The sequence below is a fragment of the Agarivorans sp. QJM3NY_33 genome, assembly GCF_050870865.2.
Taxonomy (GTDB): domain Bacteria; phylum Pseudomonadota; class Gammaproteobacteria; order Enterobacterales; family Celerinatantimonadaceae; genus Agarivorans.
Map to the genome: position 1 here is coordinate 906,356 of NZ_CP194039.2, position 25,914 is coordinate 932,269.

Consider the following 25,914-nt stretch of genomic DNA (forward strand, 5'->3'; position numbering starts at 1 on the left):
AGCTATATCGCTGGTCTACTTTTTATTAACTTTGAGGAATAGTTATGTCTCAGTCTCTCACCGTGGTGGCGCAGCAAGCGCTATCTTTGATGGATCTTACGACGCTAAATGATGATGACACTCGTGCGAGTGTCGCAGCTTTGTGTGCTCAAGCCAGTTCAGCTCAAGGGCAAGTTGCTGCGGTATGTATTTACCCTCGATTTATTCCTTTTGCTCGTCGCATATTAGCGGAACAAGGTGCCAGCGAAGTAAAAATTGCGACGGTGACTAACTTCCCTCTGGGGGAAGATGATGTCGCTTTAGCGGTCGCTGAAACTAAGGCCGCAGTTGCTTACGGTGCCGATGAGGTGGATGTGGTCTTTCCATGGCGAGCTTTAATGGCGGGGAACCAACAGGTGGGAACAGACTTAGTTGCTCAATGTAAGGCAGCCTGTGGCAGCGCGGTGAAACTGAAAGTGATTATCGAAAGTGGAGAACTTAAGTCAGCTGATTTGATTGCCAAAGCCAGTGAGCTGGCGATAAAAGCTGGGGCCGATTTTATCAAAACCTCAACTGGCAAGGTAGCAGTGAACGCCACTCCAGAAGCTGCGAAAGTGATGCTGAATGCCATCGCTAAATTTAATCCTAACTGTGGTTTTAAAGCGGCTGGTGGGGTGAAAAGTGCTGAACAAGCCAAGATTTATCTTGACCTTGCTCGTCAGATCTTAGGGGATGAGTGGTTGAGTCAAGCGCATTTTCGGTTTGGCGCGTCTAGTTTATTAGCTGCTTTACAAGCCACGATTTTAGGTGACTCAAAGGCTGAAGCTGGCGCTGGTTATTAAGCCCTAAGATGGTTAAGGAAAGCTAATGTTGCTACCTCAAGAAATTATTCGACGTAAACGAGATGGAAAAACGCTCTCGTTGGCAGAAATCCAATTTATGGTGAATGGGCTCAGTCGTGGTCAACTCAGCGATAGCCAAGTTGGGGCTTTTGCGATGGCGGTGTATTTTCAGGGGATGAAACCTGAAGAAGCCACTGCATTAACCTGCGCAATGCGTGACTCTGGTCAAGTACTCAGTTGGCAGCATCTCGACTTGCCTGGGCCTGTGGTCGATAAACATTCAACGGGTGGGGTTGGCGATTTAACTTCCTTGATTTTAGGACCAATGGTTGCAGCTTGTGGGGGTCATGTACCGATGATCTCAGGCCGCGGTTTAGGTCATACCGGCGGTACTCTGGATAAACTTGAAGCTATCCCCGGTTACTCCATTAGCCCGACGACTCAGCAGTTTGAACAGATCGTCAAACAGGTTGGGGTTGCGATTATTGGTCAAACCGGAGAATTAGCTCCTGCCGATAAACGTTTGTATGCGATCCGCGATGTGACTGCCACCGTTGAATCTATTCCGTTGATTACTGCATCTATTCTTAGTAAAAAGTTGGCCTCTGGTCTCGATGCTTTGGTCATGGATGTGAAGGTGGGGAGTGGCGCATTCATGCCTGATTACGCCCAATCTCAGTGTTTAGCCGAAAGTATTGTACAGGTTGCCAATGCCGCTGAGGTGAAATGCTGCGCCTTGCTGACGGATATGAACCAGCCTTTAGCGCCCAGTGCCGGTAATGCGCTAGAGGTGGCCGAAGCCTTACGCTACCTGAAAGGCGACCGCTCGGCACAGCGTCTACATCAAGTGACGACGGCTTTAGCCGTAGAGATGTTGTTAGCGAGTGGCTTAGCCAGTAGCCAGCAACAAGCGGAACAAAAACTTGCGGTAAGTCTCTCGTCGGGAGCTGCCTTAGAACGTTTCTCGATGATGGTGGCAGCGCTTGGTGGGCCGCATGATTTTGTGCAACGTAGTGAGCAATATTTACCGAAGGCTAAGCTTATCAAACCACTTGTTGCTGAACGCGATGGTATTGTGACACAAATCGATTGCCGCGCATTAGGCATGGTTGTTGTTAGTTTAGGTGGCGGTAGAACGGTCGCTGGTGCAGCCATCGATCATAGTGTTGGGATTAGTGATTTAGTCGAGTTAGGTGCTCAGATCATTCAAGGGCAAAGCTTACTCTACTTGCATGCGCAAGACGAGTCCTCTTGGGAAGCAGCAGCGAGGCTGTTACAGCAAGCTATCACGATAGAGTCGTCCGTGACTGTATCGACAACGGTTGTCGCGGAACATCCGGTTTATCAACGTATTGGTCCGCAATAAGGAGATCTTATGAAACGTGCAATTATCTTAATGTTGGACTCATTTGGCATTGGTGCCAGTGCAGATGCTGACAAATTTGGAGATCAAGGCGCCAATACCATGCTACATATTGCCGAGCAATGTGCCGCAGGCAAGGCTGATATTGGCCGCAGTGGGCCGTTAACATTGCCTAATTTGAATCGGCTTGGTTTGGGCCAGGCTTGTGCCGACAGCGGCGGTGTTTACCCACCAGGTTTAGATCCTAAGGTTAATTTTGAGGCTTGTTATGGTTATGCCGCAGAGATGTCTAGCGGCAAAGATACCCCGAGTGGGCACTGGGAAATCGCTGGGGTACCGGTACTATTTGACTGGGGCTATTTTAGCGAGACAGAGAATAGTTTTCCGCAAAGTTTGCTGGATGAGTTAGTTGAACGGGCTGAACTGCCAGGTTATTTAGGGAATTGCCATGCTTCTGGTACTGAGGTCCTCACGCGCTTAGGGGAAGAGCACATGGCAAGCGGTAAGCCGATTTTTTATACTTCGGCGGATAGCGTGTTTCAAATAGCGGCGCATGAAGAAACCTTTGGTTTAGAGCGTCTATTAAAGTTATGCGAGTTGGCTCGAGAGCTGGTGGACCCTTATAACATTGGTCGAGTCATCGCTCGTCCTTTTATTGGGGCTAATGCGGCTGAGTTTGCTCGTACTGGTAATCGCCGTGATTTATCAGTCTTACCACCGGCCCCTACCTTATTAGATAAGATGGCTGAAGCGGGTGGCGAAGTGGTTAGTATTGGGAAAATTGCCGATATTTATGCTCAGCAGGGGATTACCCGTAAGGTGAAGGCGACAGGGCTTGAAGCGCTATTCGACTTAACTTTGAGCGAGATGGCTCGGCAAGTGGATCACAGCATAATTTTTACCAATTTTGTTGATTTTGATTCTTCTTATGGACATCGTCGTGATGTGGCAGGTTATGCCGCAGCCTTAGAATATTTTGATCAGCGTTTACCTGAACTGCTGGCACAGCTTGGTGATGAAGACATCGTGGTACTTACCGCAGACCATGGTTGTGATCCAACATGGCCAGGTACCGATCATACGCGTGAACACATTCCGGTTATTTTCTTTGGGAATAATTTGACCGCTAAGAATGTCGGGAAGCGTGATAGCTTTGCTGATATAGGCCAAACCATCGCCGACTATATGGGTTTACCAGCCTTACAATATGGACGTAGTTTTTTACAAGAATAAGTATTTTTAGCAGCTAATACGGCTTTATCTTGCTGCTGTCGACATAACTTTTATTAGGAGAATATATGGCAACCCCTCATATCAATGCTAAGCCTGGTGATTTTGCTGAAACGGTACTGATGCCCGGCGATCCATTGCGTGCGAAATATATTGCGGAAACTTATCTACAAGATGTTGTTGAAGTGACAGGTGTGCGTAACATGCTCGGATTTACTGGGACTTACAAGGGCAAACGAGTCTCTGTCATGGGCTCGGGCATGGGGATCCCCAGTTGTTCTATTTATGCCCATGAACTGTATACCCAATATGGTGTAGAAAACATTATTCGTGTGGGAAGTGCTGGCGCGGTTAGCGAGCAAATTAAATTGCGTGATGTGGTGATTGCCATGGGCGCGTGTACTGACTCCAAGGTTAACCGAAGCCGTTTTAAAGGACATGACTTTGCGGCAATCGCTAATTATGACTTACTACGCGCAGCGGTGGATAGTGCAAAGACTCATGGCATTGATGCGAAAGTGGGTAATATTTTCTCTGCCGACCTATTCTACAGCCCAGAGCCTGATATGTTTGATGTTTTAGAAAAACACAATGTTTATGCGGTGGAAATGGAAGCGGCCGGTTTATACGGTGTTGCTGCAGAATGTGGTAAGGCGGCGTTATGTGTGGTGACCATTTCTGATCATATTCGTACCGGCGAGCAAACCACAGCCGAAGAGCGCCAAACAACCTTCAATGAGATGATTATTCTTACCTTAGAATCGTTACTTTAAGTTGGTTTTGAGAGAGGCTTTGGCGGTGATATAACGGTGGAAAATCAACTTCCATCGAACGTCCTCAAAGCACTCTCAATTTATTCTCAATCGATGATGATTGAAGGACAGGAACACCGCCTTAATGACGGCTTTTGGACAGCGACTTTATCGGGAGCACAAAGCTCGCCGAGCCGCTTCAAAGCACTCTCCATTGATATATGATTAGCCTAAGTTTTACTTGTTGCTGCTTCTGGCGGCGATGCTTGCCAATAGTTGCTTCGCTTGTTTACTGTTTTTGCGTTGTGCTCGGTTATTAATCCGTAGCAACATCGCGAAACGACGTTTTCTTGAGAGTACTCGAGTAAGAAAAAAACCGATGGATATCGACATTAAAAACATTAGCATCATTCGTGCTTGACCATCACTCACATAAGTATTGGCTTCGGCTAATAGAGTTGTGTGCTCTAGCGTAATCCGTAAATAACCTAAAGTTTCTCCCTGCGGGCCTCTAATTTCAGCAATGTAGGGGCGTCTGCCGAGGCCCTCTAAGGGTGTATGGCTACTTCCGGCTAAGGGGAGAAGCTTGCTTAAAGGCAGTGCTTGCTGTGATTGGGCTAAGCGGAGCCCTTGATGGTCATAAATGGTAGCGTCTTTAACAAAATGTTCTTTGACTAAGGCATTCACCAAGTATGTGAGTTCGGCTTGATTATCTTCTCCGATAAAAGCCGCTGCGTTCAAGGCTGCTAGCGAAGTGAGTGAGCGCGCTAGTTTTTCAGTTTGATTTTCAATTAATTGCTCACCGCTATGCTTTAAGTCTAAATAGCCGTAAAGAACCCAAATGCAGCACCCAATGGCAATAACAAATTGGAAAAATTGAATGAATCGATAGCGTTTTACTGCTGATTTGGCCACGCGAACCTCTTTTTTATCGTCAAAGCTATTGTAGGTGCTTGCCAAACTAAAAAGCAATACGCTATCTTGATGCGCCGCATTTGTAATTAACAAGGAATCAGTTTGCAATCACCTCATAGCCTAGACCGCTTACCGCAGTCCTTAACTCAGTGGTCTCTTTCTTTAAAACAGTTTCCCTACCAAGTTTGCCCCGAGTTGGGCCTGCAGGAAACTAACCAAGGTCTCACTGGTAGTTACATCTTGGCTTGGGCGAAAGAGTTACTGATTAGTGATTTTATTAGCTTAAGTCAAAGCTTCATGTCGCAGCAAGCATTGCAGCTCTGCGGAGTGATGCCTGCCGCAGGAAATATTTGTGTTTTGTTACGTAGCGATGCCGACGCGCAATGGTGTAGAACACAGCTAGAGGCACAAGACTTTGCTTTTGATGTGGTGGTCTTAAATCGTTTACCAGACTTAAGTGAACCCGGTTTAGTGTTGATGGATATGGATTCCACCACGATTCAAATCGAATGTATCGATGAGATTGCCGCCTTGGCTGGCGTAGGAGAGCAGGTGAGTGCAGTGACTGCAGCCGCGATGCGTGGTGAGTTAGATTTTGAGCAGAGTTTGCGTAGTCGAGTTGGCTTACTCAAAGATGCGCCGCAAAGCATTTTACAGCAGGTGGCTGACCAAATGCCCTTGATGCCGGGTCTAGAGTGCTTGATTAAAACGGTTCAGCAAGCGGGCTGGAAGGTAGCCATCGCCTCGGGAGGATTCACCTTCTTTGCTGAGCGGCTGCAACGTGACTTAGGTTTTGACTATGTGAAAGCCAACGTACTCGCGATAGAACAACAACGACTCACTGGTGAAGTGATTGGTGGAGTGGTTGATGCGCAGGTGAAAGCAGATGTATTAGCCCAGCTAAAACAGCAATATGGCGCTAAGCAAACCATGGCGATAGGCGATGGGGCGAATGATTTGAAAATGTTAGCAGTTGCCGATTTTGGGGTCGCGATTCATGCCAAGCCTTTGGTACAAGAGCAGGCGCAATTGTCGGTCAAACACAGCGATTTAGATGGGGTGGTATGTATCCTACAAGCCGCTAAAATGCTGATTGCTTAGACGATAACCTGTATATCTCTGCATCCTTGCGGCGAGATTGATGCCTGCCCGATAGAACTGAGTGCTATCGGGCCCATAACATCGATTTTTATCGTCGTTTTTTATATGAAGTATCGCGTCGATTACGCTCCGCTATAGGGGCGTGTTAATCGCGACTCAAGCGAAAGCGCTGCATTATTTCAGCACTGATATCTGTTAACTCAATCAGACCTGCAACACTCCATAACTCATCTTCTAATTGTTTGGCTCGATGGATGGCGTAATTGCTAATGTAGTCTAGTTCACGTTGTATATACTCGGTATCTGGGCGGCCCACACGTGATAACAATAAGGAGAAGGCATGGACCTGACCGCGGTCTAGACTCAGCTGAATAAATTCTCGTTGTTGTTGGCTTGACTTAAAGCCACTACTGAGTCGCTGGCTGAGTAGTTTTTTGCCATCTTTTGAGAGCACGACGATCAGCTCGAAGCGTTCGGGTGGATCACTCGGTCGATGGTCTTTTAAGCGTGAAGAAATAAGTGAGCCAAGGTTCTCATGGGCTAGAAATTGGCTTAAATCCGCAGTTTGCTTGTGTTTATCAATATTGAGTAGCAGATCGCTAGCCTGAGGGATCGTGCCATAGGCAACGCAGCCCACTTCCAGATTGCCAGGGATCTTATTAATGTATAAGGCTCGGCAAAAGAGCGGCGCACAAACAAGTTGTCGCAGCGCATCTGATAATCCCGAAATATTTCTTCCTTCTGGCACCAGTGGTAGTTTATCTAAGTTATGATCGATTAATTGTTTAAAGAAACCTCGACCTTGATGTACTTTCCCTTTTGTATCCACCGCTTTTAAGTTGTAGATGGTATGGCTGGTATTACAGTTAACCACCTGGTAGTTGAGCTGGGTTAAATTAAAACTTTTCACTAGTTTTTGAAATTGAGGGAGAGCCAAGTTCAAGTGATCGTCAGGATTGAAATCCAGAGGTGTTTCAACTTGGATTTTCATTCCGCCGAGCGAGAAATCGACCACCCATCCACTTTCTATAAGGCCTCGGTGTTCAACCTCGACCAGAGAGCGGTATTGGTAGCGATTTTCTTTACGCAGCTGCATATACTTGTAGCTAATTTGCTCAAAAGCGGTAATTGATTGTTTTGTTTGGTTGAATAAAGCCAGTTTATTGGGGTTATCGTTTAAGGGGTAGTTCTGCTGATAATCGCTGCCATTATCTGCCCCGGTGATATCACTTAATAAGCCGACCACACTCAAATTTTCAAGGGCATTGGCAACCCGCTCTTGTTCAATAGCAGAATCTTTTCTAGGCAAGGGAGTACTCACTTGCGCATCGCTCGCTTGGGCTTTTTGCCACTGAAATCTAAACACTTTCCAGCTTGGCTTACGGCAGCCAAAGGCGAAGTAGAGCGCGCGAATTTCCGGGTGTTCTGCGAGTTCTTCACTGCTGGCAGAATAAAAGAACAACTTGTTATTGGTGGTATGGGTAAAGCAATAAATCAGGCTTTCACCTTGATTTATTGCCTGATAACGCATCATTCGCGGATGATGAAATAGCTGGGATAAATGGCTGGTATTGGTTTCATCTCGCCAGTAAGACAACAGTTCTAAATTGTTCGGCGTGGCTAAAACATAAGTTAGTTGCGGTGGCGTTTGACCGGTAAAATATAGCGGGACACTGCTGAGTCGCGGCATCAAATATTGTTCGTAGCCTTTGGTGATGACCGCCGCGGTGATATTATCCACATCAACTCGGTAGCGCCCCCGGTATGAGCGCAAGAAAGTACTAAAAAAGTGGTTAAACTCTTCGCTGGGATCGATCACGGTCATTCGTAACCACTTTTTCTGATCCTTCTGGTCAATTCCTACGATTCGATATTCAGTTCCCGCGCTGAGAACCCGATTGGCAAACTCTTTTTCCAAACCGGTGAAGTAAACTAAATAGTGTTCGCCTAGAGTATAGGCTCGCTTAGGGTCAACCTGAACCCGTAAGCCCGAGACCGACATATTGGAGCTTCGAGCATCAAATTGTTCGCCGTTTAAGGTCGCCATTTTAATGGGAGCTGTGAGGTGCATTCGCTCTTCACTGCGGCCAATGTAGTGGCCTAAACGTATTGCTCTGGCCTCCACCATTTTAGGTTTACGAGCCGCTGCTTGCTGAGGGCTGATGTTTTTTTGCTGCATCACCTTAAAGTTATTTTCGGTGCTTTGCAGTTTTTCAAAAATACCTAAGGTGTATTGATTTTGATAAAGCTGGAGTTGTTGTTTAAATACTTTAATTGCGACTTCATCTAGGTAATGGGTTTTACCTTGGTAAGTAAATTCGCCGCATTCCCCGTCTACTTTATCTCGTAAATCGACCAATCGTTGGCAAGGAGCCGACAAGCGTTGCATTTCCATTTTTAGTAAGAAGCGTTCATTGTTTGACAGCTCCTGAGTCGCGCGATTAAACACTTGGTTAAAATCTTTGCTGCCCATGAGTGGTAATAAACGTTCGATTAATGCATAGCCCTTAGTATGTGGCATTGGTCTGGGTATTTTTCCTTACTGATTGGTTTTACTGTCAAATCTTTGGCTGAGTCTTTACACTTAGCAAAGATTGTGCCTTCAGATCGGATTAAGGCAAGGTTTTTTAATGATATTTTTGCACTGAGTTGTGGTTAGGGGGCGAAATGGCAAAAGTGAAAACGGCCTATGTATGTAACGACTGTGGTGCTGACTTCCCGCGCTGGCAAGGTCAATGCGGTGAATGTAAAGCCTGGAATACCATTAGTGAAGTCCGTTTAAGTGCTGCGCCTGCGCGTAATGACCGCTTTAGCGGATACGCAGGAGGGACCAGTGTCGGTAAGGTTCAAACCTTAGACAGTATTGATTTAGCTGAATTACCACGTTTTTCGACTGGATTTGTTGAGTTTGATAGGGTTCTTGGCGGTGGCGTTGTGCCGGGAAGTGCCACTTTGATTGGAGGCAGTCCAGGTGCCGGGAAGAGTACTTTGTTACTGCAGACCATGTGTGGCTTGGCTCAGCATATGACTACCTTGTATGTCACTGGTGAAGAGTCGCTTCAACAAATCGCTTTGCGAGCCCAACGTTTGGGCTTACCGAAAGACAAACTGCAATTGTTAGCCGAAACCAGTGTTGAGCAAATTGGTCAAATCGCCTTACAAGTTAAACCTAAAATGATGGTTATTGATTCGATCCAGGTGATGCATATGGCAGATATTCAGTCGGCTCCCGGAGGCGTTAGTCAAGTTCGAGAGAGTGCCGCTTGGTTGACTCGTTTTGCCAAACAACACCATATAGCGATGTTTATGGTAGGACACGTGACCAAAGATGGTTCTTTGGCAGGGCCTAAAGTGTTGGAGCACTGCATCGATTGCTCGATTATGTTAGAAGGTGATGCCGATGGGCGTTTTCGTACCTTGCGCGGCCACAAAAACCGTTTTGGAGCGATTAATGAGTTAGGGGTGTTTGCGATGACCGAGCAGGGGATGCGGGAAGTTTCCAACCCTTCGGCAATTTTTTTATCGCGAGGTCAAGAGCCCGCACCTGGCTCGGTGGTGATGGTGGTATGGGAGGGGACTCGTCCGCTGTTGGTGGAGATCCAAGCCTTGGTTGACTATAGCCAAATGGCTAATCCGCGACGGGTTGCAGTGGGTTTTGAGCAAAACCGTTTAGCGATGTTACTGGCCGTGATGCATCGCCATGCGGGGGTTCAGATGTCGGATCAGGATGTATTTACCAATATTGTTGGTGGCGTGAGAGTTGCCGAAACTGGTGCCGATTTAGCCCTGTTGGTGGCAATGGTCTCGAGTTTTCGTAATCAAATCTTGCCTCGTGATTTAGTGGTTTTTGGTGAGGTGGGCTTATCGGGTGAAATTCGACCGGTGAGCAATGGTCAAGAACGGCTAAATGAAGCGGCTAAGCATGGTTTTAAACGCGCTATAATCCCTTTGGCAAATCGACCCAAAGTAGCCATTAAGGGACTTGAGGTGATAGCGGTTGCTAAGCTGGTTGAAGCTTTAGAAGCGGTTTAATCCGCTTCTATCGGTTGTGCAACTAAGTGTTCTAACTCTCGGTGTAGCAGTTCATCATCACCTAAATTGAGTTCAATCAGGCGTTTAAGGTGACTGGCGCTTTCTAAGTCAAGATGAAGACAGCGTAAGCCTAGCTGTTTGTCTCGTAGATGTTTTACTTCTACATCCATGGTAATGGTCAGTTCTTCAACGGCCATGTCAGTTAAGTTAAAGCTAAGCGTGAGTTGACTTAATTGTTCATCCCAGTCTTGGGGGAGCGTAACCAGAGCTCCACGCAGAGATAAGTCTAATAGTTTACATGACCAAAATTGCTCTCCGTGGTTGAGAGAGGCTGGGCGGTCAAATAATACTCGCAAAAATTGGCGACGTTCATGCATAAAGCGCTTCCTAATATGGCCTTTAACTTGCCCCTAAGACTAGCTTAAATAAGTCTAATTTGCAGCAATCAAGATAAAAATCATCTGCTGCTGAAATGCGGTGAGTATTTGTTGATGTAGAGGATGTTGCTTTAGCCCGCTTCTAGACCAAAGTATTTGTCGCTGTTTTCTAGCTTGTGATTAGGGGGGCATTTTCATCATTGCATGTTAGCGTTTCTTCCTTCGTATAAAGAAGCGAGACATGGCGCTAAAATTATTCATCAATGCTCAACAAGCCTTAGGTTCATGATTTGGCCGCGTCGCTTAAATGAGGGGGAAGCACTATGATTAAATAGACGCCGTATGGGTTTGGGAAGACACAGTGATCCCTCATGTTCGTATAACTAGAGTGATAGATGAATCGATCAGCAGAGCAATTAACGATTTTGTTGATTCAAATTCGCGATGATTTGAATACACGTATCGAAGAACTCGCTAGTTTTAGCCATTTTTGTGGCGTACCAGCGGCGCAATTTCGCGTGCTGAATGTCTTTGAGCAAGCTCATTTTGACGAACGAGTATTACTTGATGTGGATGCGGTATTAGTGGGCGGCTCTAGTGAAGCCAGCGTGCTGCAACCGCAGCGTTATCCTTTTGTATCCGCCATTCAAGGTTTATTACTCGCCTGTATTGAGCGACAGCTTCCGACTTTTTGTTCTTGTTTTGGCTTTCAGTTATCGGTATTAGCTTTAGGAGGAGAAATTCATCACCAGTCGCAAGGTTTTGAAATGGGAACCTTGGCGCTTCATCTTCACCGAGCCGCAGCCAAAGACCCGCTGTTTAAAGAACTTCCAGATCCGTTTTTGGCGGTATCGGTCCATCGAGATAGTGCACTTTGTTTACCGGACTGTTGTCAAGTATTGGCTTATAGTGAACAATGTTTGCATGCCTTTAAGCACAAACTGGCGCCGTTTTGGGCAACTCAGTTTCATCCTGAAGTGAATCGCAGTATCTTGGTTGAGCGGTTAAGCCAATTTAAACATCAGTACACGCAGGGGGAGCAGCATTTGCAGCAAGTATTGAGCCGAGTTCAGGAAACGCCAGAGAGTAATGCGCTATTAGCCAGTTTTATTCAACGAGTCGTGCTCGCATGAAAATAGTCAAAATTCTAGTGCTCTGTATTTTCGGCTGGTTTTTCTTGGCTGCAAAACCCAACTTAACCGGCTTTCGGCCAGAGCAAGTATGCCAAGCAGGCATCGCGAGCATGGCCTCGGTGGCTCCAAAACAAGTCAGTATTTATCGCAGTCAAGCTCCCTTATGGCAATTGCGACTAAGCAAACATGGCCAAACTCAAAGCTATTATTGCCAATTACAAGCCGATGAAATTTTGTGGCGACGTGCTGAAGATAGCCTGTGGCAGGACAGTCCGAAGCTGCGTTTTCAAACCAATTCGAGTTCTCGGCAATTGATTATCACTCACTACCTTGGGCAAGCACGCTTGGCTGAACATAATTTTCGTGGTGAAGATTTCCTCTAGTACGCATGATATCCCATCGATTAAGGCGCGCAGCTACCTCGATGGCTCAAGCTCGCCTTGTGTCGTTTTGGGGCTACAGTTTTGCAGCCTTATCTAAAACCACATCATTGATTTGTGTGCAGCATTGCTTGCGATGGCATTGGTTTGATATATAAGCCAAAAACCACTTTAGAGGAATTGGTTTTAGTAAGAGGTGTCTGGTTCAATATCTAGTTTATGATTTTGCTTTAAGTCAAAAAAGCAGCTTAAAAATCTTGAATGGCTAGTGTTTTGCAGGTATTCTCCCGCGAAAATATATATTCATCTCCTGTGAATATAACAACACATTTAGCTTAATAGAGTGATTTTATATGCGTGACGTGGAGGCGCTCAGCGTGCCTGATTCCGATCAAACCATCCCCTCAACTCAAATCCCAGCTTGGAAGTTTATCTTACCGTCTTTGCTGGGGATCTTTTTGTTCATGCTACCGCTGCCTTATAACGGTTCTTACACGATTCCGGTGGCTATCTTGGCAAAAAGCTTGGTAGCAGGCCTGGGCGATAGCGCCTTATGGCTGGTCGTGGGTTTTATTACGATTAGTGCCATCATGTCGACTTATACCTTGCTTACCAAGCCGCGTTGGTTGGGTAAAAATGCCTTATTAACGTCTCTGTTTAAGGTCTCAAAGGCTTGGTATGGGATCCGAATGCTGGGCTGGGTATTAGTATTGCTGTGTGCCTTCAAGATAGGCCCCGAGGCGATTTGGTCGGGTGATACTGGTGGACTCATTTTAGGAGACTTACTACCCACACTACTCAGTGTATTTATTTTCGCTGGCTTGTTATTACCACTCTTGTTGAATTTTGGCTTGCTAGAGTTTGTGGGCACTTTACTGAGCAAGGTGATGCGTCCGGTATTTGGGCTGCCGGGCCGCAGCGCCGTAGATTGTATGGCATCTTGGTTAGGTGATGGCAGTGTCGGGATCTTGTTGACCAACAAACAATATGAAGACAAACACTATACTCAGCGTGAAGGCGTCGTGATAGCGACAACCTTTTCGGCGGTGTCGATTACCTTTAGTTTGGTGGTATTAGCGCAGGTTAATTTGGAGCACATGTTTGCGCCCTTTTACTTAACCGTGTGTGTCGCTGGTGTTGCAGCTGCGGTCATTGTACCGCGCTTGCCACCCCTGTCGGGCTTTAGTGATAAGTTCATCGATGGCAGTCAGCGCCAGAAAAATAGTGAAGTGCTTCCCGAAGGCTATAGCAGCGTTGCTTGGGCATATAGCTTAGCGCGGCATCAAGCGGGCCGAGCCAGTCATCCAAAACAATTGCTTAAAGAAGGGCTGCACAACGTATTAGACATGGTTCTTGGGGTATTACCGGTAATTATGGCTGTGGGAACCGTCGCCTTAGTGATTGCAGATACCACCCCTATTTTTGCTTACTTAGGCAAGCCGTTTATTCCTTTATTAGAGTTGTTGCAATTGCCAGAAGCCGCACGGGCCTCAGAAACCTTGGTGGTAGGCTTTGCCGATATGTTTATTCCTTCGATTCTTGCCGCATCTATCGAAGCCGATATCACCCGTTTTGTGATTGCCGCAGTGTCGGTGACGCAGTTGATTTACTTATCGGAAGTGGGTGCCTTAATTATGGGGAGCCAGTTGCCGGTGAAATTGTGGCAGTTGTTTGCGATATTTTTAATTCGTACCCTAGTCACCTTGCCGTTGATTGCGTTGATGGCGCATCTATTCTTTTAGAACTGACATTTTGGCGATACTTAATACTGTAGATTGTTAAGTATCGCTGCTATGGTATTGCTCCAATCAATATTTACCCTCATCAATTAGCGAGTAATCAAAGTGGAAAAAACTATGGCTTATCGCGCCGCTGTATTTGATATGGATGGCTTATTACTCGACAGTGAGCGGGTGTCGTACGATACCTTCGCAGCTGCTTGCGCCGAGTTGAGTATCGAATTTAAAGAGTCCGTTTACTTACAAATTATTGGGACTAATGCACAACAGATTAAAAAAATCTTATGTGCAGGCTACGGCCAAGACCTCCCTTATGACCAGTTACGGGCTTGTTGGATAGCTAAGTATCATGCAATTGTGATGCATCAAGCAGTTCCTTTAAAAACTGGGGCGCTGGCTTTGTTGCAATGGTTTAAATCTGAATCGATTCCGGTAGCGCTGGCCACTTCATCGGCCCGAGATACGGCAGAAAAGAAATTGGAGCATGCGGGGATCCGTCAGTTTTTCGATCATATCTCAACCGGTTGTGAAGTCACGTATAGTAAACCTCATCCGGAGATTTTCCTTAAGGCAGCGCAGGGTTTGGCGGTAGATCCACAGCATTGTCTGGCCTTTGAAGACTCAGATAATGGCGTGCGTGCAGCGGTGGCTGCCGGGATGCAAGTGTATCAAGTTCCCGATCTGATCCCCCCTAGCGAGCAGCTTAAGCTATTGAATCATGAGATCCGCTTGTCCCTTAGCGAGGTCCTAGCCGAGCTGGCTTAATCGCCGTTAATTTTTTGACGCTAGCTGCTGGCACTGTTTTTGCTCAATCAAGATGATTAACATCAGGATTGAGCAAATTATGATAGAAATACAGATCAGTGAAAATGTGCAAGCCAGCTTACCACGGGCATTTCCTTCCTTAGAGCATGCTTTTTTCCGACATCGCTGGAGTGCTCATGCTTTTGCTGTTGGTGACCACGAGTGTTTGGCCGTGATTGAGCGAAATAGTGGCTACGTCATATTATTCTTTGATTTATGCCAAGCGGATTACCTGCATTTTTCTCGGGTTCTACAGCTGCGCTTATTAACAGAAGCGATCGCCGTGGCGGATCTGGAAGAAGATGAAGCCGCGTGTTTAAAACAGCGAATGCTGGCTGATTTTCAGAATATCATGGTCACCGAAGGGGTCAATCACCCGATCACCCCGCAACTTGATAAAGTGAAAGGTTTGGTATTGGCAATGGCTCAGCGCGAAGGCGGTGTGCCCAAGCAGCAAATGGAAGAGTTTCGTTGGGGAGTTATTTTAAATGACTTTGCACAGCGTCATTCTGGCTTAAGTCCTTATCAACAGATGCAGCAACAATGGCAAGAAATGGCGGTGAACGTACCTTTGAGTCGCGATCATGTTTCACAGGCGAAGCAACCCGTTCTTCACTAATGGCTAAGCTTTAAGTCACCACAGCTTGTGGAGTTCTAGGGCATTTATGGCTTCGGTCAATGCTGAACAAGCGATATCATATTTTGCCGTTGGTATCGCCGATAAGTGCAGCATTGAGCGACTAAAAAGCATTTGGTATTTTATTGATAAAACAGAACACCGCACCGCACCGAGTTTGTATTGAGTCGCGTATTAGAGAACTCGAGTTAGAATGAAGGAGTCACAAGCTCATTCGTTTTAAGCAACATTATTCAGTCGTCTCAACCTGGACATTGTGAATATCGATGAACGAAAAATATAGTCACTTACCTCATATCCGCTCTCATGACGAGTTGCCTCTATACGAACTTATTCCTAACGTTGTTTGGATATTTGATCTGGATAAGCACGGTTGGTGGTGGGGGAACTCGGCGGCGGTCCGTTTTTGGGGCCTGGAAAACCTTGGCCAACTGATTGCCAAAGATTTGTCGGGGGATACTCAAGGTGCCCGAGAACGTACTGCCCAAACTTTTGAATTAGCGGCAAAAAATGGCTTAACCGTTGATCCGTGGACAACTTATCCCAACGGTAAACCTAAAACCTTACATATGATGCATCGCGCGGTATTAGTCGGCCCGGACAAACATCGCGCCATTATTGCTTTTATTAACGAAGAGGTCGACCTGGGGGCTGAGCCAGAAAACTTACTACTGGTTGAAGCAATGCGTTATACCACGGTGCTGGTCACCAGTTTTACCCAGGCTGGTGAGGTGGTGATCGAAAATCCCGCGGCGACAGAAGCTTATAAACACCTCAATCATAGTGAAATCGTCAACGACGGGTCTACTTTCGCGGCGCGCTTTGCTGATCCCAAAGAAGGTGAACGTTGTCGTGAGCAGGCATTAAAAGAGCAAGGTGGGCGCTGGGAATATGTGATGAATACCAGCCAGGGAAAACGCACCCATACTTTAGATATACGCATCACTCGTCACCCGCTCAGTGGGGATTTTTTATTACTGGTCGTTGAATACGATATTACCGAGTTGCATCTGGCATTGACAGTTGCCGAAGAAGCACAGGAGCAGCTTCGACAAATGGCGCATTACGATGCGCTTACCGGGCTTTCGTCGTTACATCTAATGCAGGAAAATGTCGCGTTGTTGATCCATCAAGCGGCCCGAGTGAAGCAGCGTTTAACTTTAATGTTCATTGATCTGGATGATTTTAAAACCGTTAATGATACCTATGGTCATGATGCAGGTGATGAAGTGTTAAAAGCTGTGGCCGAGCGCTTGAAGTTGAGCTTGCGTAAATCAGATTTTATCGCTCGGCTAGGCGGTGATGAGTTCATTATTGTGCAAATGGATAGCCATACCGAACAACAAGCAGCCAAGGTGGCCAGTAAAATAATTGAAACACTTGCCAAGCCTTATGCCTTAAACAATGGTCAGGCGGAGATTGGCGCAAGCATTGGCATTGCTTTTTATCCTGAGCACGGCAACGACCTTGAGTGCTTAATTAAAGCGGCCGACGAATCGATGTATGTTGCGAAACGAAGGGGTAAAAATAGCTATTATTTTGCCTAATGTTTTATTTTGATACTTAGAATTGCTGTTTGATGATTGCTAGGGGGTAAATATAACGAAGGACCGTATGCAGACTTACCATTCTTATTCGAGAATTTCGCCTCGCGGCGAGGTTATTACGCTTTAACGGCCCAAGCTTAGCGAAGCCAAAACAAAGGTTGCCCTGCATTATCTTTATCCTTGCTGGCTCAGTGCCAAGCACCTGCGCAACTCGCTACGCTCAAACAGACTTCAACTTTGCTCCCTTGTTCATTTGCGCTACTCGGCGAAGATGATGGGATTTAAAAGCGTAATCTTGGCTATCGAGAGTATGAAAGGTTTTTGTTTTTAGAATGGGTGTCTACTTTATCGTTCGTTAAGCGGTGAACAGCGCTTCATACGACTTCACGTCGCACGCCCCGTTCTGTGTTAGCAACGGGGTAAAAGCTTTCGCCTACGGCGACGTCATTTTTCTTTGACGAGCAAAGAAAAACGAAGCAAAAAGAAAGCTCGCCCTGCATCTTCTTAAACCCTGCGTTGCTCATTCTCAAGGGCGTTGAAGTAACTCGCTACGCTCAAACAGACTTCAACTTTGCTCCCTTGTTCATTTGCGCTACTCGGCGAAGATGATGGGATTTAAAAGCGTAATCTTGGCTATCGAGAGTATGAAAGGTTTTTGTTTTTAGAATGGGTGTCTAGTTTATTTAATTGATTGATTCCGAGTAAAAAACTAAGGTAGACAATGGGTTAATATCAAATCATAAATTGATGAGCGAACGTGATGAAGATCATGTTTTTTGTGATAGGACGCGCGCTCATTGAATGGGATAGACCGCACGTGCGGCCTACTTAGCGTTAGGTGTACTCGATAATATGACAGAAGCTGATAGAGAAATTGTTCAAATTATGAAAGAGCTATTCCGTTCAAAAAAGAACGCGTTAGTTGATCCTGACGATCTTCTTAGAGATCAAATAGTGAAATCAACAATATATTTAGCTATTTTTTGTGTCATTGTATTAGTTCCTATAAAAGTATTTGGGAGTGTTGAAAGCTCTCATATCAATGGCTTTCTCTCAGGTGTAATTGGAGTGGCGTTTACACTTCTTTTTATACACCTCAATATAAAGTCGAAAAATCCGAGCTTTATAATGTACGGTTTAACTTGGTTATCACTAATGGTAAGTTTATGGCTTGCGGGCTGAACACCTACAAATAAGAATAGGTGTCGCGTAGCCGCCACCTTATTCGGGTGTTGAACAAGCCCGATGCTCCCTTCTATAGTAAATAACGGTATTGATGTTGGCGGGGCCAAGGCCTTGTTACTTTTCACAAGGCGAGTTTGGCTAAGGCTGGGTGAACGGCGTTACGCCTTAAAAGATAGCTAGACACCCATCGTAACTCTATGAATGAAAGGCTGCCCTAACTGAGCCAATGGCTCACTTTGCAACGCTGATTTGAATAAGAAAAATATTCCGTTGCGTGTGAATTTAAATAGAGACAGCAGATGACTAGATTGCTCTGCCAATTCACGACGGTGAGCTGTTCAGATACGGCTAATGGGAGAAATCCTTCCATTTTTAGTCTTGCCATCACTATAATAAATTCGTATATCCTAGGGTTTAACTACTTAACTAAACCTGTGAGAGCATCAATGACCATTTGATGATCCTCTTCTTCTGGGAGGCCAGAGACAGTTACGACACCAACCAAACCACAATCTTTTATCCTAAGTGGAAATGCTCCACCATGCGCGCAATATTCATATGCATTAATATGTGCCTGCTGTTCAAAGGCTCTATTTTTAGCTTGGTTGTATTGACCAACATAGTATGAGCTGTGACCAAATCGCAAAACAGTTTGTCGTTTTCGTTTTATCCAATGTTGATTATCCAGCTGGGTGCCATGCATCGCATAACTGAATAAATTCTGGTTAAAGGCATATACTTCAATGGCAATAAGAACATTTTTTGCTTCAGCGAGCTCTTTCAATTTGCAACCTAACTGCCATGCAGTTTGATTATTAAATCGTTCAAATTGCAGTTCGCTTTCCTGAAGTAATAAATCAGGCAATATATTATCGGTACTCATCATTCAACCTTCATTGTTTTACCTAAACGACTACTTTCCATTGCCAATTCAATCAGTCGAATATTCCACAATGCATCTTCTGCGGATACCGGAGGCGGCGTTCCATTACGAATCGCATCGGCCAGTTGCTGGTAAAAGTGTTGGTAATCGCCACACTCGGTTACCTCTGCTTGGGATGATGCTTCAAAGTATAAACGGCCGCATTGGTCTTGGTTTTCCTTACCCCAGTCCCTTGTATTAGGCAGTACACCTGCTTTTAATCTCTCTTCCTGTGGATCCAAACCTAATTTAATGTAATTCCCTCGATCCCCTTGAACATTGAAACGTAAGTTGGGACCTGCAGAAAATAATGAGGCGTTTAATCGCGCAAGTTTGTCTGGGTAATGCAGGGTTAAGTTAAAATAATCGATATTAGTCGAGCCTTCTCGCATTACTTTGCACTGCGCTGTTACTGCTTCTGGTAAGCCGAATAGTTGTAAAGTCTGATCAATTAAATGGGGGCCTAAATCGAATAATATGCCGCCGCCGTCTTGGCTTTGTTCTCGCCAGCGTTGGCGAACGTTTGGTCTAAAACGATCAAAGTGGGATTCAAAATGTTTGATATGACCCAGTTTGTTTTCTGCAATCAATTTTTTTATAGTTAGAAAATCACCATCCCAACGGCGATTGTGGTAAACACTTAATAGCAGATTTTTCTCTTCTGCTAAACGGATCAAAGTCTCACCATCCTCGATTTTAGTTACAAAGGGTTTTTCTAATAGAACATGTTTATTATTTTCCAATGCCAATTTAGCCAGTGAGAAATGCACATCATTCGGAGCTGTAATAATCACTAACTGGGCTTCACTATTTTGCAACATCTCTTCCGCGGTAAAATAATGCTCCGCATGCGGCCACTCCTGTTGAACTATATTGCGTTGACTGCTGCTAATTGCCGAGACTTCGAATTCGGGTCGAGTATCGATAAAAGGAAGATGGAAGGTTTTTGCCGAGAAGCCATAGCCAACGATCGCCGTTTTAATCACACGGGTATTTATTTTATTGTTCATTGTTATTCCCTTTGCTTGTCTGATTAACGACCAGAAGTTCTATTCCCTGTTTTTCAAAGGCGCTGAGTAAGTTTTGGCCGGGAGGCTGATCGGTGATGACCATATCGACTTTATCTAAACCACAAATATGGTGGAAATTCTGCTGTTCAAATTTTTTACTGTCGCAAACTAAGATCAACTGTTGTGCCTGCTGAATCATCGCTTTTTTGATATCTGCTTCATCTTCACTCGAGGTTGATAAGCCAGATTCAGACAGTGCGCATACCCCTAAAAATACCTTATTAACTTGATATTCTAATAGTTGCTTAACGGCCTTGGGTCCTAAAATTGCCCTGTGGTAGTGATTTAGTTTTCCACCTAATAGTTGAACATGAATACTTTCTTTATCCGCGAGTACCGCTAAACAATCGATAGAATTGGTGACCACCGTTGCTGGGTTGGTTAAATATGTCGCCATCGCCGTTAAACTTGTTCCACTATCGACAATAATAAAATCATTTTCATTCACTAAATGTGCGGCGGCTTCGCCAATTGCCAGTTTACGGTCGCTCAATTGTTCACGTTGCAGGTAAGGTAATGTGCTTTCTTGCACAGGAACTAATATTGCTCCTCCTCGAATACGTTGCACATCTGCCAACTCACCAAGTTTGATTAAATCGCGTCTAGCGGAGTCTCGAGATATGTTGAAGTGCAGACAGATCTGTTCTGTCGTTAGTTTTTTAGCCTTTAACAGTAATGCATGTTGTGCGAGTAGGCGTTCGTCTTGAGTCATTACATTCTCTTTATATGCCTTATAATTACGTACGGTAACAAATTTTCACACTAAATTGTAAGTAAATTTAAGCTTTTAATTCAGTTTTACTTAGTATTGCTTATTTGTTATGGTGAATTAATTTCTAAGGAGGTGTTATGTTTACTTCAACGATGCCAAAAGTTGGTTTAGGACTATGGAAAATTGCCATCAAGGATTGTGCCCAAACGGTCTATGACGCGATCGCTGCCGGTTACCGACATTTAGATAGCGCTTGTGATTACGGTAATGAAAAAGAGGTTGGGCAAGGTATAGCAATGGCTCTTAAAGATGGCTTATGCACGCGTGAAGAGCTATGGGTTACCTCTAAGCTATGGAATACCTACCATGCCCCGGAGCATGTAAAACCTGCATTAGAGAAATCGCTGGAAGATTTGGGTCTGGATTACCTTGATTTATATTTAATTCATTTCCCCATTGCACAAACTTTTATACCTTTTGCTGAACGATATCCACCAGGATGGTTATTTAACACCGATGATGAATCTCCAACGATGAGTCTTGCAGCTGTCTCGCTTCAGCAAACTTGGCAAGCAATGGAAAAACTTGTTGATGAGAAACGAGTCAAAGAGATTGGGGTTTGTAATTATAATTCGGCATTAATACATGACCTAATGAGCTATTCTCGGATTAAACCCTCGGTGTTGCAAATTGAATCGCATCCTTATAATACGCAGCAACGCTTAATTTCGATGTGTAAAAATTACAATATAGATGTGGTCGCTTTTTCCCCTTTAGGCGCTTTGTCATATTTAGAATTAGGTATGGCAGGTGAAAATGAAACGGTATTAGAACAACATGTGGTTCAAGCTGCTGCAAAACGTTTAAGAAAAACGCCTGCGCAAGTGGTATTGCGTTGGAACATTCAACGCGGATGTACAATTATTCCTAAAAGTAGCAAATTGGAACGACTTAAAGAAAACATTGCGCTATTTGATTTTGAATTATCAGAGCAAGAAATGGCGGCTATATCAGCCCTTAATCAGAATCGACGTTTCAACGATCCGGGGGAGTTTTGTCTTTCGGCATTTAATACGTTACACCCAATATATGATTAGTTGCTGTTCAATTTGAATCACAAATAAAGGAAAAGTAAATTAAAACAAATGGACATCCATCCTAGTTCTTATTTATTAATGGCTTGAGCTGTCACTCGAATATAAATAAATGAGTGCTTTAGATGGTTGTCCTATTTTCGATTTTCTGTTCGATTCAATAAGCTGTGGCCTAAGAGAAAAGAGTGTTCATCTGTCGTCAGCTTTTCGTTTTGAATGGGGGAGGGGGGTCTCTGGGTTGAGTTTTAATTCCATTGGTACAAAACGTATACCATTACGACTTTGCTCTGTGGAGAGAGGCTTAAATCCTAATTTTTCATAGAAACCCAAAGCGTTCACCGAGGCTTTGAGTTGAATTGACTCGGCTGAACAGCGCGCTAACATGCCCTCCACTAGGCGTCTGCCAATTCCATAACCTTGGTATTCTGATCTCACATAGAGCTGAGCAATGTAATTGCCATGTCGCCATGCAATATAGCCAACTAAGCGCTGGTCCACTAAGGCCTTGAGGCTGCAATAAATCTTGGGATCGCTTGCTTGAGTGATATCCTTGACGCGTGCAATACGCATTTCTTGCTGCCCTTGTGGATTTAAGTAGGGCACAACATTTGCCTCGTTTACCGATTCACCTAGTTGTAAAATGGCGGCCTGATCTTCAGGTCTAACTTCGGCAAGTACAATCTTCATCATCGTTCCGATTCAGTATCGATAGTCTATTGATGATTAAATGCTAAACCGTCATTGAAGACAATCAAAAGCACATAAAAATACAGATATCAGCGCCTTAGCGCTGATTCGAATTTGCCGAGAACTTGTACCGGTTTAACGGGCGATTTGGCTGGCGACGTTTTCAAGGCATTTGCGAGCCGATGAGCTAACAGCCGACAGTTGAAAGAAACCGTGAATGACCCCTAAATAGCGTTCGCAGTAGGCTTCGACGCCATTGGCGACAAGTTTTTTATAGAGCTGCTCCCCTTCATCTCTTAGGGGATCGAATTCTGCCGTCACAATAGACGTTGGCGGCAAACCTGAGAGATCTTCGCGTAGCAAAGGCGATATTTCAGGGTGATTTTTTGTGACCCCAGAATTGCCCAAATAAAGTTCAAATCCAGACAACAACATGGCTGCTGTAATCACAAAGTCTGTTCCATATTGTTGGTAGCTTGCTGATTGCCCATAAGCATCAAGCATGGGGTATAGAAGAATTTGCTGAGTTGGCAACCAATCGGCCTGCGTTTTTAGTCTTAAGCTGGTCACTAAAACCAAGTGAGCGCCAGCACTATCGCCAACAAAGACGATCCGCTTTGGATCTCCGCCGTATTTTTGAGCGTGCAGACGAATGAGTTGTGCAGCCTGATAGGCGTCATCATGAGCTGCCGGATAACAATGTTCGGGAGCTAGTCGATACTGGACACACACTACAATACTGTTAGAGAGCTGAGCTAATTGCCGGAGTTGTTGCTGGTGAGTATTAAAACCACCACTGATGAAGCACCCCCCGTGAAAGTAAAGTGTAATGGGGAGCGAGGCCTCATTGGAGGGTTTAAATACCTTAAGGGTTATTTGGTCAAGCTGGTCAACAAACTCCTGATACATTTCTGGACCATCGCCAGCTAATACCGTGCTTTCGATATATCCTTGTCGTCTCTGGCTAATCGGCAGAGTTGACGGATTTGGCTTGTCTGATTGGATGAACGCTTCGACTAACGCTCTGATCCCTGGTTCAATTTGATTTAACACCGTAACCTCCCATGAAGCGACTATTTAAGAGGGCCAATTATAGCGCCTATCAATAAGGCTGTATATATATACAGTCTCAAGGCGTTTAACTTAAGCGATACTTTACCAAGGCAGCGATAGTTTGATGTTGACTAAAATGCTTGCGGTAGGCCGATATTTACTGCTTAATCGGTGTCCATGTTTGATTATTGAGCTGTAATTCTGGTGAATGGACGCCCCTCTTCGCAACTATATCTTGGCTTGGCCTGCTCTGCATTGGCATCCTGTCTGTTTGCTTTTTTGCCTTGGTATATTCATTTTTTTCCACTTGAAGCTCATAGTGGAAATTGGTTAGCTGCGCAACGAATTCTATGGAGTAGTGGTCTTATGCTGCTGTTGCTCAGCTTTACGGGTCAGCTGCCAAGCTTAGTGAGGCTGCTCCTCGATTGGCGAACATGGCCTCGTTTGTGGGCATCTGCATTGCTTGTTGGCATGCAGTTCTGGGTGTTTATTTGGGCTCCGGCTAACGGTCAAACCTTGGCTGTTGCGCTCGGCTATTTTTCGTTACCTATAATTTTGGTATTGGTCGGGCGTTTTGTTTATCAGGAAAACTTAAACTCAATGCAGTGGGCTGCGGTGAGTCTGGCTGGCGGCGGGGTTGCTTATGCTTACCTGCTCGCGGAAGGCTTGTCTTGGGTGATGTTGTTGGTGGCGTTTGGTTATCCGCTATATTTTATGTTACGTCGTAAATATGCGTTGCCGGGTCATATTGCCTTCTCTATTGATAACTTATTGTTGTTGCCTCTGGCCATTGCTTATTTGTGTTTTAATCTGCCCCCGGTTTGGTCTGCGGAAACCAGCTTAACGCTATTTGTCGATTACCCTTGGATTTATTATTTGGGTTTGGGGATCGCGGGTACAATTCCAATGCTGCTATTTTTAGCGGCTTCTAACCGTTTGCCGCTAAGCTTGTTTGGTTTAATGGGGTATTTAGAGCCGCTATTGGTATTTGCTGTTGGTTGGCTATTGGGAGAGCGGCTGTCGCCGGAGCAATGGCCAACCTATATTTTGATCGTTTTGGCCTTGCTGTTGTTAGCCTTCGATGGGGGGAAGCGTAGTTTGCAAGGTCGTATATCGATTAAGGCCTATAAGTAAAACTAGCTAATATTGGATGATGATCCCCGCCAACGGCAGCCAGTGCTTTGGCGGATTGAATAGAAAATTCATCCGAGGCTAAAATGTGGTCGATCCGGGTTCCATGCCAAGTGGTATATTTGCTGTAATTAATGCCACTACCAGCGGTGTCGATTGCGTTCTGATAAGTCGATAAATATTTTTGATAAAGTTTTTCTTGAACCGTCATATTAAAATCACCAGCGATAATGAAATCGCGATGTTGCTTGGCCCATGATCCCACTAGTGAAGTCTCCATGTTGCGGGCGAAGTGTAAATCAGCAAAAGCGTTCTTATCCACGTTGCGATGCAGCAAGCTAGTGATCGTTGAACGTGGTGTTTCTAAATGAATGTTCGCGAGGTGGACGACTTGGTCATTTATCGTAGTTTGGTAAAATACCGCAAAGTTTCCCCAGCCGCCAAAGGTGCTGCGCGATATGCTGCCCTGATGCTCAAGGGGGGTTCGGCTTGCCGTACACAAGCTATCACAGTGTCGATACCAACGCGCATCAAATACTTTTTCGAGCAGGGCCAAATTTGATTCTTGCATAAACACAACGTCGGGTTGATATTGTTCGACTAAATTTTGGATCTCTGCGGCATTGGCCCCGCCGCCGCTGTTTAATGTGAGGATACTCATCTCACCGCGTCGCTCGGATGGCCAATGCAGCTGAATATCTTGAAATTGAAAGAATATCACTGCGCAGAGTGCCCAGCTCAAATATTGCCATTTGGATAACTGTTTTAGCACGAATAGTGGTAATAAACTGAGGATGAGCAGCCACCACCGTGGTGAAAATAATAATAAATAACTAAGAGAGATACTAAAGGTCGTCTCTGGCCAATAGCCGAGTGTCATGATGAGTGTGGCGAGTAGTAAACTGAATAACGACAGGGTGATTGAGAAATACTTCAGTAATAAGCTCATTGTTAGCGGTTCATCCTTAAACAAACAAAAGGTGCCATCGTGATCATGCGGAGTTTGGCTTTGATTTAATGGCGTTGATGAAATTTTAATTTAATCAACTTTAACTAAGCTACAGCCTACACTCTAATATGTAAATAAGTTGTAAATTGGTTTGCTCCATATATTGCTTTTAGTCTGATGATTTTTACGAATCAAGTTGATTTCGAGGGTTAACTAAGTGAATATCTTTCAACTTACTTGCTAATTATGTGTTCCGGTGATGAAACGCTCTATGTTTAAG

Annotated in this window: 25 protein-coding genes; 16 read left to right on the forward strand and 9 right to left on the reverse strand. The window is 45.0% G+C overall.

What is annotated here, in order from left to right:
* Positions 1–44: 44 nt before the first annotated feature.
* The 4 genes from deoC (at position 45) to deoD (ending at position 4,187) form a co-directional block, all read left to right on the forward strand.
* A complete protein-coding gene (deoC, locus tag ACRRSY_RS04055) occupies positions 45–821 on the forward strand; it encodes a deoxyribose-phosphate aldolase (RefSeq protein WP_432454452.1) in 777 nt (258 codons plus the stop codon).
* A 25-nt stretch (positions 822–846) separates the two neighbouring features.
* Positions 847–2,187, forward strand: a complete 1,341-nt coding sequence (gene deoA / locus ACRRSY_RS04060; protein ID WP_432454451.1) for a thymidine phosphorylase — start codon at positions 847–849, stop codon at positions 2,185–2,187.
* Between the two features lie 9 nt (positions 2,188–2,196).
* Positions 2,197–3,417, forward strand: a complete 1,221-nt coding sequence (locus ACRRSY_RS04065) for a phosphopentomutase (RefSeq protein ID WP_432454450.1) — start codon at positions 2,197–2,199, stop codon at positions 3,415–3,417.
* Between the two features lie 65 nt (positions 3,418–3,482).
* Positions 3,483–4,187, forward strand: coding sequence for a purine-nucleoside phosphorylase (deoD, locus tag ACRRSY_RS04070; protein ID WP_432454449.1), 705 nt, complete (start codon positions 3,483–3,485; stop codon positions 4,185–4,187).
* Positions 4,188–4,403: 216 nt separating this feature from the next.
* On the opposite strand, the gene ACRRSY_RS04075 is transcribed toward deoD, so the two are convergent.
* A complete protein-coding gene (locus ACRRSY_RS04075) occupies positions 4,404–5,189 on the reverse strand; it encodes a YtjB family periplasmic protein (RefSeq protein ID WP_432454447.1) in 786 nt (261 codons plus the stop codon).
* Between ACRRSY_RS04075 and serB the strand changes: the two genes are divergently transcribed.
* Entirely contained in the window at positions 5,184–6,182 is a 999-nt protein-coding gene (gene serB / locus ACRRSY_RS04080) for a phosphoserine phosphatase SerB (RefSeq protein WP_432454446.1), read from the forward strand. The two genes, ACRRSY_RS04075 and serB, sit on opposite strands and share 6 nt — an antisense overlap.
* A 145-nt stretch (positions 6,183–6,327) precedes the next feature.
* On the opposite strand, the gene ACRRSY_RS04085 is transcribed toward serB, so the two are convergent.
* Positions 6,328–8,703, reverse strand: coding sequence for a PilZ domain-containing protein (locus ACRRSY_RS04085; RefSeq protein WP_432454445.1), 2,376 nt, complete (start codon positions 8,701–8,703; stop codon positions 6,328–6,330).
* A gap of 146 nt (positions 8,704–8,849) precedes the next feature.
* Between ACRRSY_RS04085 and radA the strand changes: the two genes are divergently transcribed.
* Positions 8,850–10,214: a DNA repair protein RadA gene (gene radA, locus ACRRSY_RS04090; protein ID WP_432454444.1), complete on the forward strand. Its 1,365-nt coding sequence runs from the start codon at positions 8,850–8,852 to the stop codon at positions 10,212–10,214.
* Here the strand turns inward: radA and ACRRSY_RS04095 are convergent.
* Complete coding sequence (locus ACRRSY_RS04095; protein WP_432454443.1) at positions 10,211–10,591, reverse strand: PilZ domain-containing protein; 381 nt, start codon at positions 10,589–10,591, stop codon at positions 10,211–10,213. The two genes, radA and ACRRSY_RS04095, sit on opposite strands and share 4 nt — an antisense overlap.
* A 395-nt stretch (positions 10,592–10,986) precedes the next feature.
* Between ACRRSY_RS04095 and ACRRSY_RS04100 the strand changes: the two genes are divergently transcribed.
* From ACRRSY_RS04100 to ACRRSY_RS04135, 8 genes are all read left to right on the forward strand, one after another.
* Complete coding sequence (locus tag ACRRSY_RS04100) at positions 10,987–11,724, forward strand: type 1 glutamine amidotransferase (RefSeq protein ID WP_432454442.1); 738 nt, start codon at positions 10,987–10,989, stop codon at positions 11,722–11,724.
* Positions 11,721–12,107, forward strand: a complete 387-nt coding sequence (locus tag ACRRSY_RS04105; protein WP_432464393.1) for a hypothetical protein — start codon at positions 11,721–11,723, stop codon at positions 12,105–12,107. Before ACRRSY_RS04100 ends, ACRRSY_RS04105 begins: the two co-directional genes overlap by 4 nt.
* A gap of 350 nt (positions 12,108–12,457) precedes the next feature.
* Positions 12,458–13,846, forward strand: a complete 1,389-nt coding sequence (locus tag ACRRSY_RS04110; protein WP_432454440.1) for a YjiH family protein — start codon at positions 12,458–12,460, stop codon at positions 13,844–13,846.
* A 114-nt stretch (positions 13,847–13,960) separates the two neighbouring features.
* Entirely contained in the window at positions 13,961–14,608 is a 648-nt protein-coding gene (locus ACRRSY_RS04115; protein ID WP_432454439.1) for an HAD family hydrolase, read from the forward strand.
* Positions 14,609–14,687: 79 nt separating this feature from the next.
* Positions 14,688–15,266: a hypothetical protein gene (locus tag ACRRSY_RS04120; protein ID WP_432454437.1), complete on the forward strand. Its 579-nt coding sequence runs from the start codon at positions 14,688–14,690 to the stop codon at positions 15,264–15,266.
* A 46-nt stretch (positions 15,267–15,312) separates the two neighbouring features.
* The gene (locus ACRRSY_RS04125; RefSeq protein WP_432464394.1) at positions 15,313–15,450 is read left to right on the forward strand and encodes a hypothetical protein; all 138 of its coding nucleotides are present in this window, start codon (positions 15,313–15,315) and stop codon (positions 15,448–15,450) included.
* A 100-nt stretch (positions 15,451–15,550) separates the two neighbouring features.
* Positions 15,551–16,831: a diguanylate cyclase domain-containing protein gene (locus tag ACRRSY_RS04130; RefSeq protein ID WP_432464395.1), complete on the forward strand. Its 1,281-nt coding sequence runs from the start codon at positions 15,551–15,553 to the stop codon at positions 16,829–16,831.
* Positions 16,832–17,683: 852 nt separating this feature from the next.
* Positions 17,684–18,013 carry a hypothetical protein gene (locus tag ACRRSY_RS04135; protein ID WP_432464396.1) on the forward strand — a complete coding sequence of 110 codons (330 nt, stop codon included), beginning with the start codon at positions 17,684–17,686 and terminating at the stop codon, positions 18,011–18,013.
* 421 nt (positions 18,014–18,434) lie between these two features.
* Here the strand turns inward: ACRRSY_RS04135 and ACRRSY_RS04140 are convergent, their stop codons facing one another.
* From ACRRSY_RS04140 to ACRRSY_RS04150, 3 genes are read right to left on the reverse strand one after another with little or no spacing between them, the layout of a single operon-like run.
* Positions 18,435–18,902: a heme-degrading domain-containing protein gene (locus tag ACRRSY_RS04140; protein WP_432464397.1), complete on the reverse strand. Its 468-nt coding sequence runs from the start codon at positions 18,900–18,902 to the stop codon at positions 18,435–18,437.
* Complete coding sequence (locus ACRRSY_RS04145) at positions 18,899–19,948, reverse strand: oxidoreductase (protein WP_432464398.1); 1,050 nt, start codon at positions 19,946–19,948, stop codon at positions 18,899–18,901. The genes ACRRSY_RS04140 and ACRRSY_RS04145 overlap by 4 nt, the downstream gene beginning before the upstream one ends.
* The gene (locus ACRRSY_RS04150; protein WP_432464399.1) at positions 19,938–20,720 is read right to left on the reverse strand and encodes a DeoR/GlpR family DNA-binding transcription regulator; all 783 of its coding nucleotides are present in this window, start codon (positions 20,718–20,720) and stop codon (positions 19,938–19,940) included. Before ACRRSY_RS04150 ends, ACRRSY_RS04145 begins: the two co-directional genes overlap by 11 nt.
* Positions 20,721–20,857: 137 nt before the next feature.
* On the opposite strand from ACRRSY_RS04150, the gene ACRRSY_RS04155 reads away from it, so the two are divergent.
* Positions 20,858–21,817 (forward strand): aldo/keto reductase, encoded by a 960-nt coding sequence (locus ACRRSY_RS04155; protein ID WP_432460991.1) that lies wholly within the window; start codon positions 20,858–20,860, stop codon positions 21,815–21,817.
* 186 nt (positions 21,818–22,003) lie between these two features.
* Here the strand turns inward: ACRRSY_RS04155 and ACRRSY_RS04160 are convergent, their stop codons facing one another.
* A complete protein-coding gene (locus tag ACRRSY_RS04160) occupies positions 22,004–22,504 on the reverse strand; it encodes a GNAT family N-acetyltransferase (RefSeq protein ID WP_432464400.1) in 501 nt (166 codons plus the stop codon).
* Positions 22,505–22,636: 132 nt separating this feature from the next.
* Positions 22,637–23,554 (reverse strand): alpha/beta hydrolase, encoded by a 918-nt coding sequence (locus ACRRSY_RS04165; protein ID WP_432464401.1) that lies wholly within the window; start codon positions 23,552–23,554, stop codon positions 22,637–22,639.
* Between the two features lie 204 nt (positions 23,555–23,758).
* Here ACRRSY_RS04165 and rarD point away from each other — a divergent pair, with 204 nt between their 5' ends.
* Positions 23,759–24,688 (forward strand): EamA family transporter RarD, encoded by a 930-nt coding sequence (gene rarD, locus ACRRSY_RS04170; RefSeq protein ID WP_432460994.1) that lies wholly within the window; start codon positions 23,759–23,761, stop codon positions 24,686–24,688.
* On the opposite strand, the gene ACRRSY_RS04175 is transcribed toward rarD, so the two are convergent.
* Positions 24,672–25,634 carry an endonuclease/exonuclease/phosphatase family protein gene (locus ACRRSY_RS04175; RefSeq protein WP_432464402.1) on the reverse strand — a complete coding sequence of 321 codons (963 nt, stop codon included), beginning with the start codon at positions 25,632–25,634 and terminating at the stop codon, positions 24,672–24,674. The two genes, rarD and ACRRSY_RS04175, sit on opposite strands and share 17 nt — an antisense overlap.
* Positions 25,635–25,914: the final 280 nt, after the last annotated feature.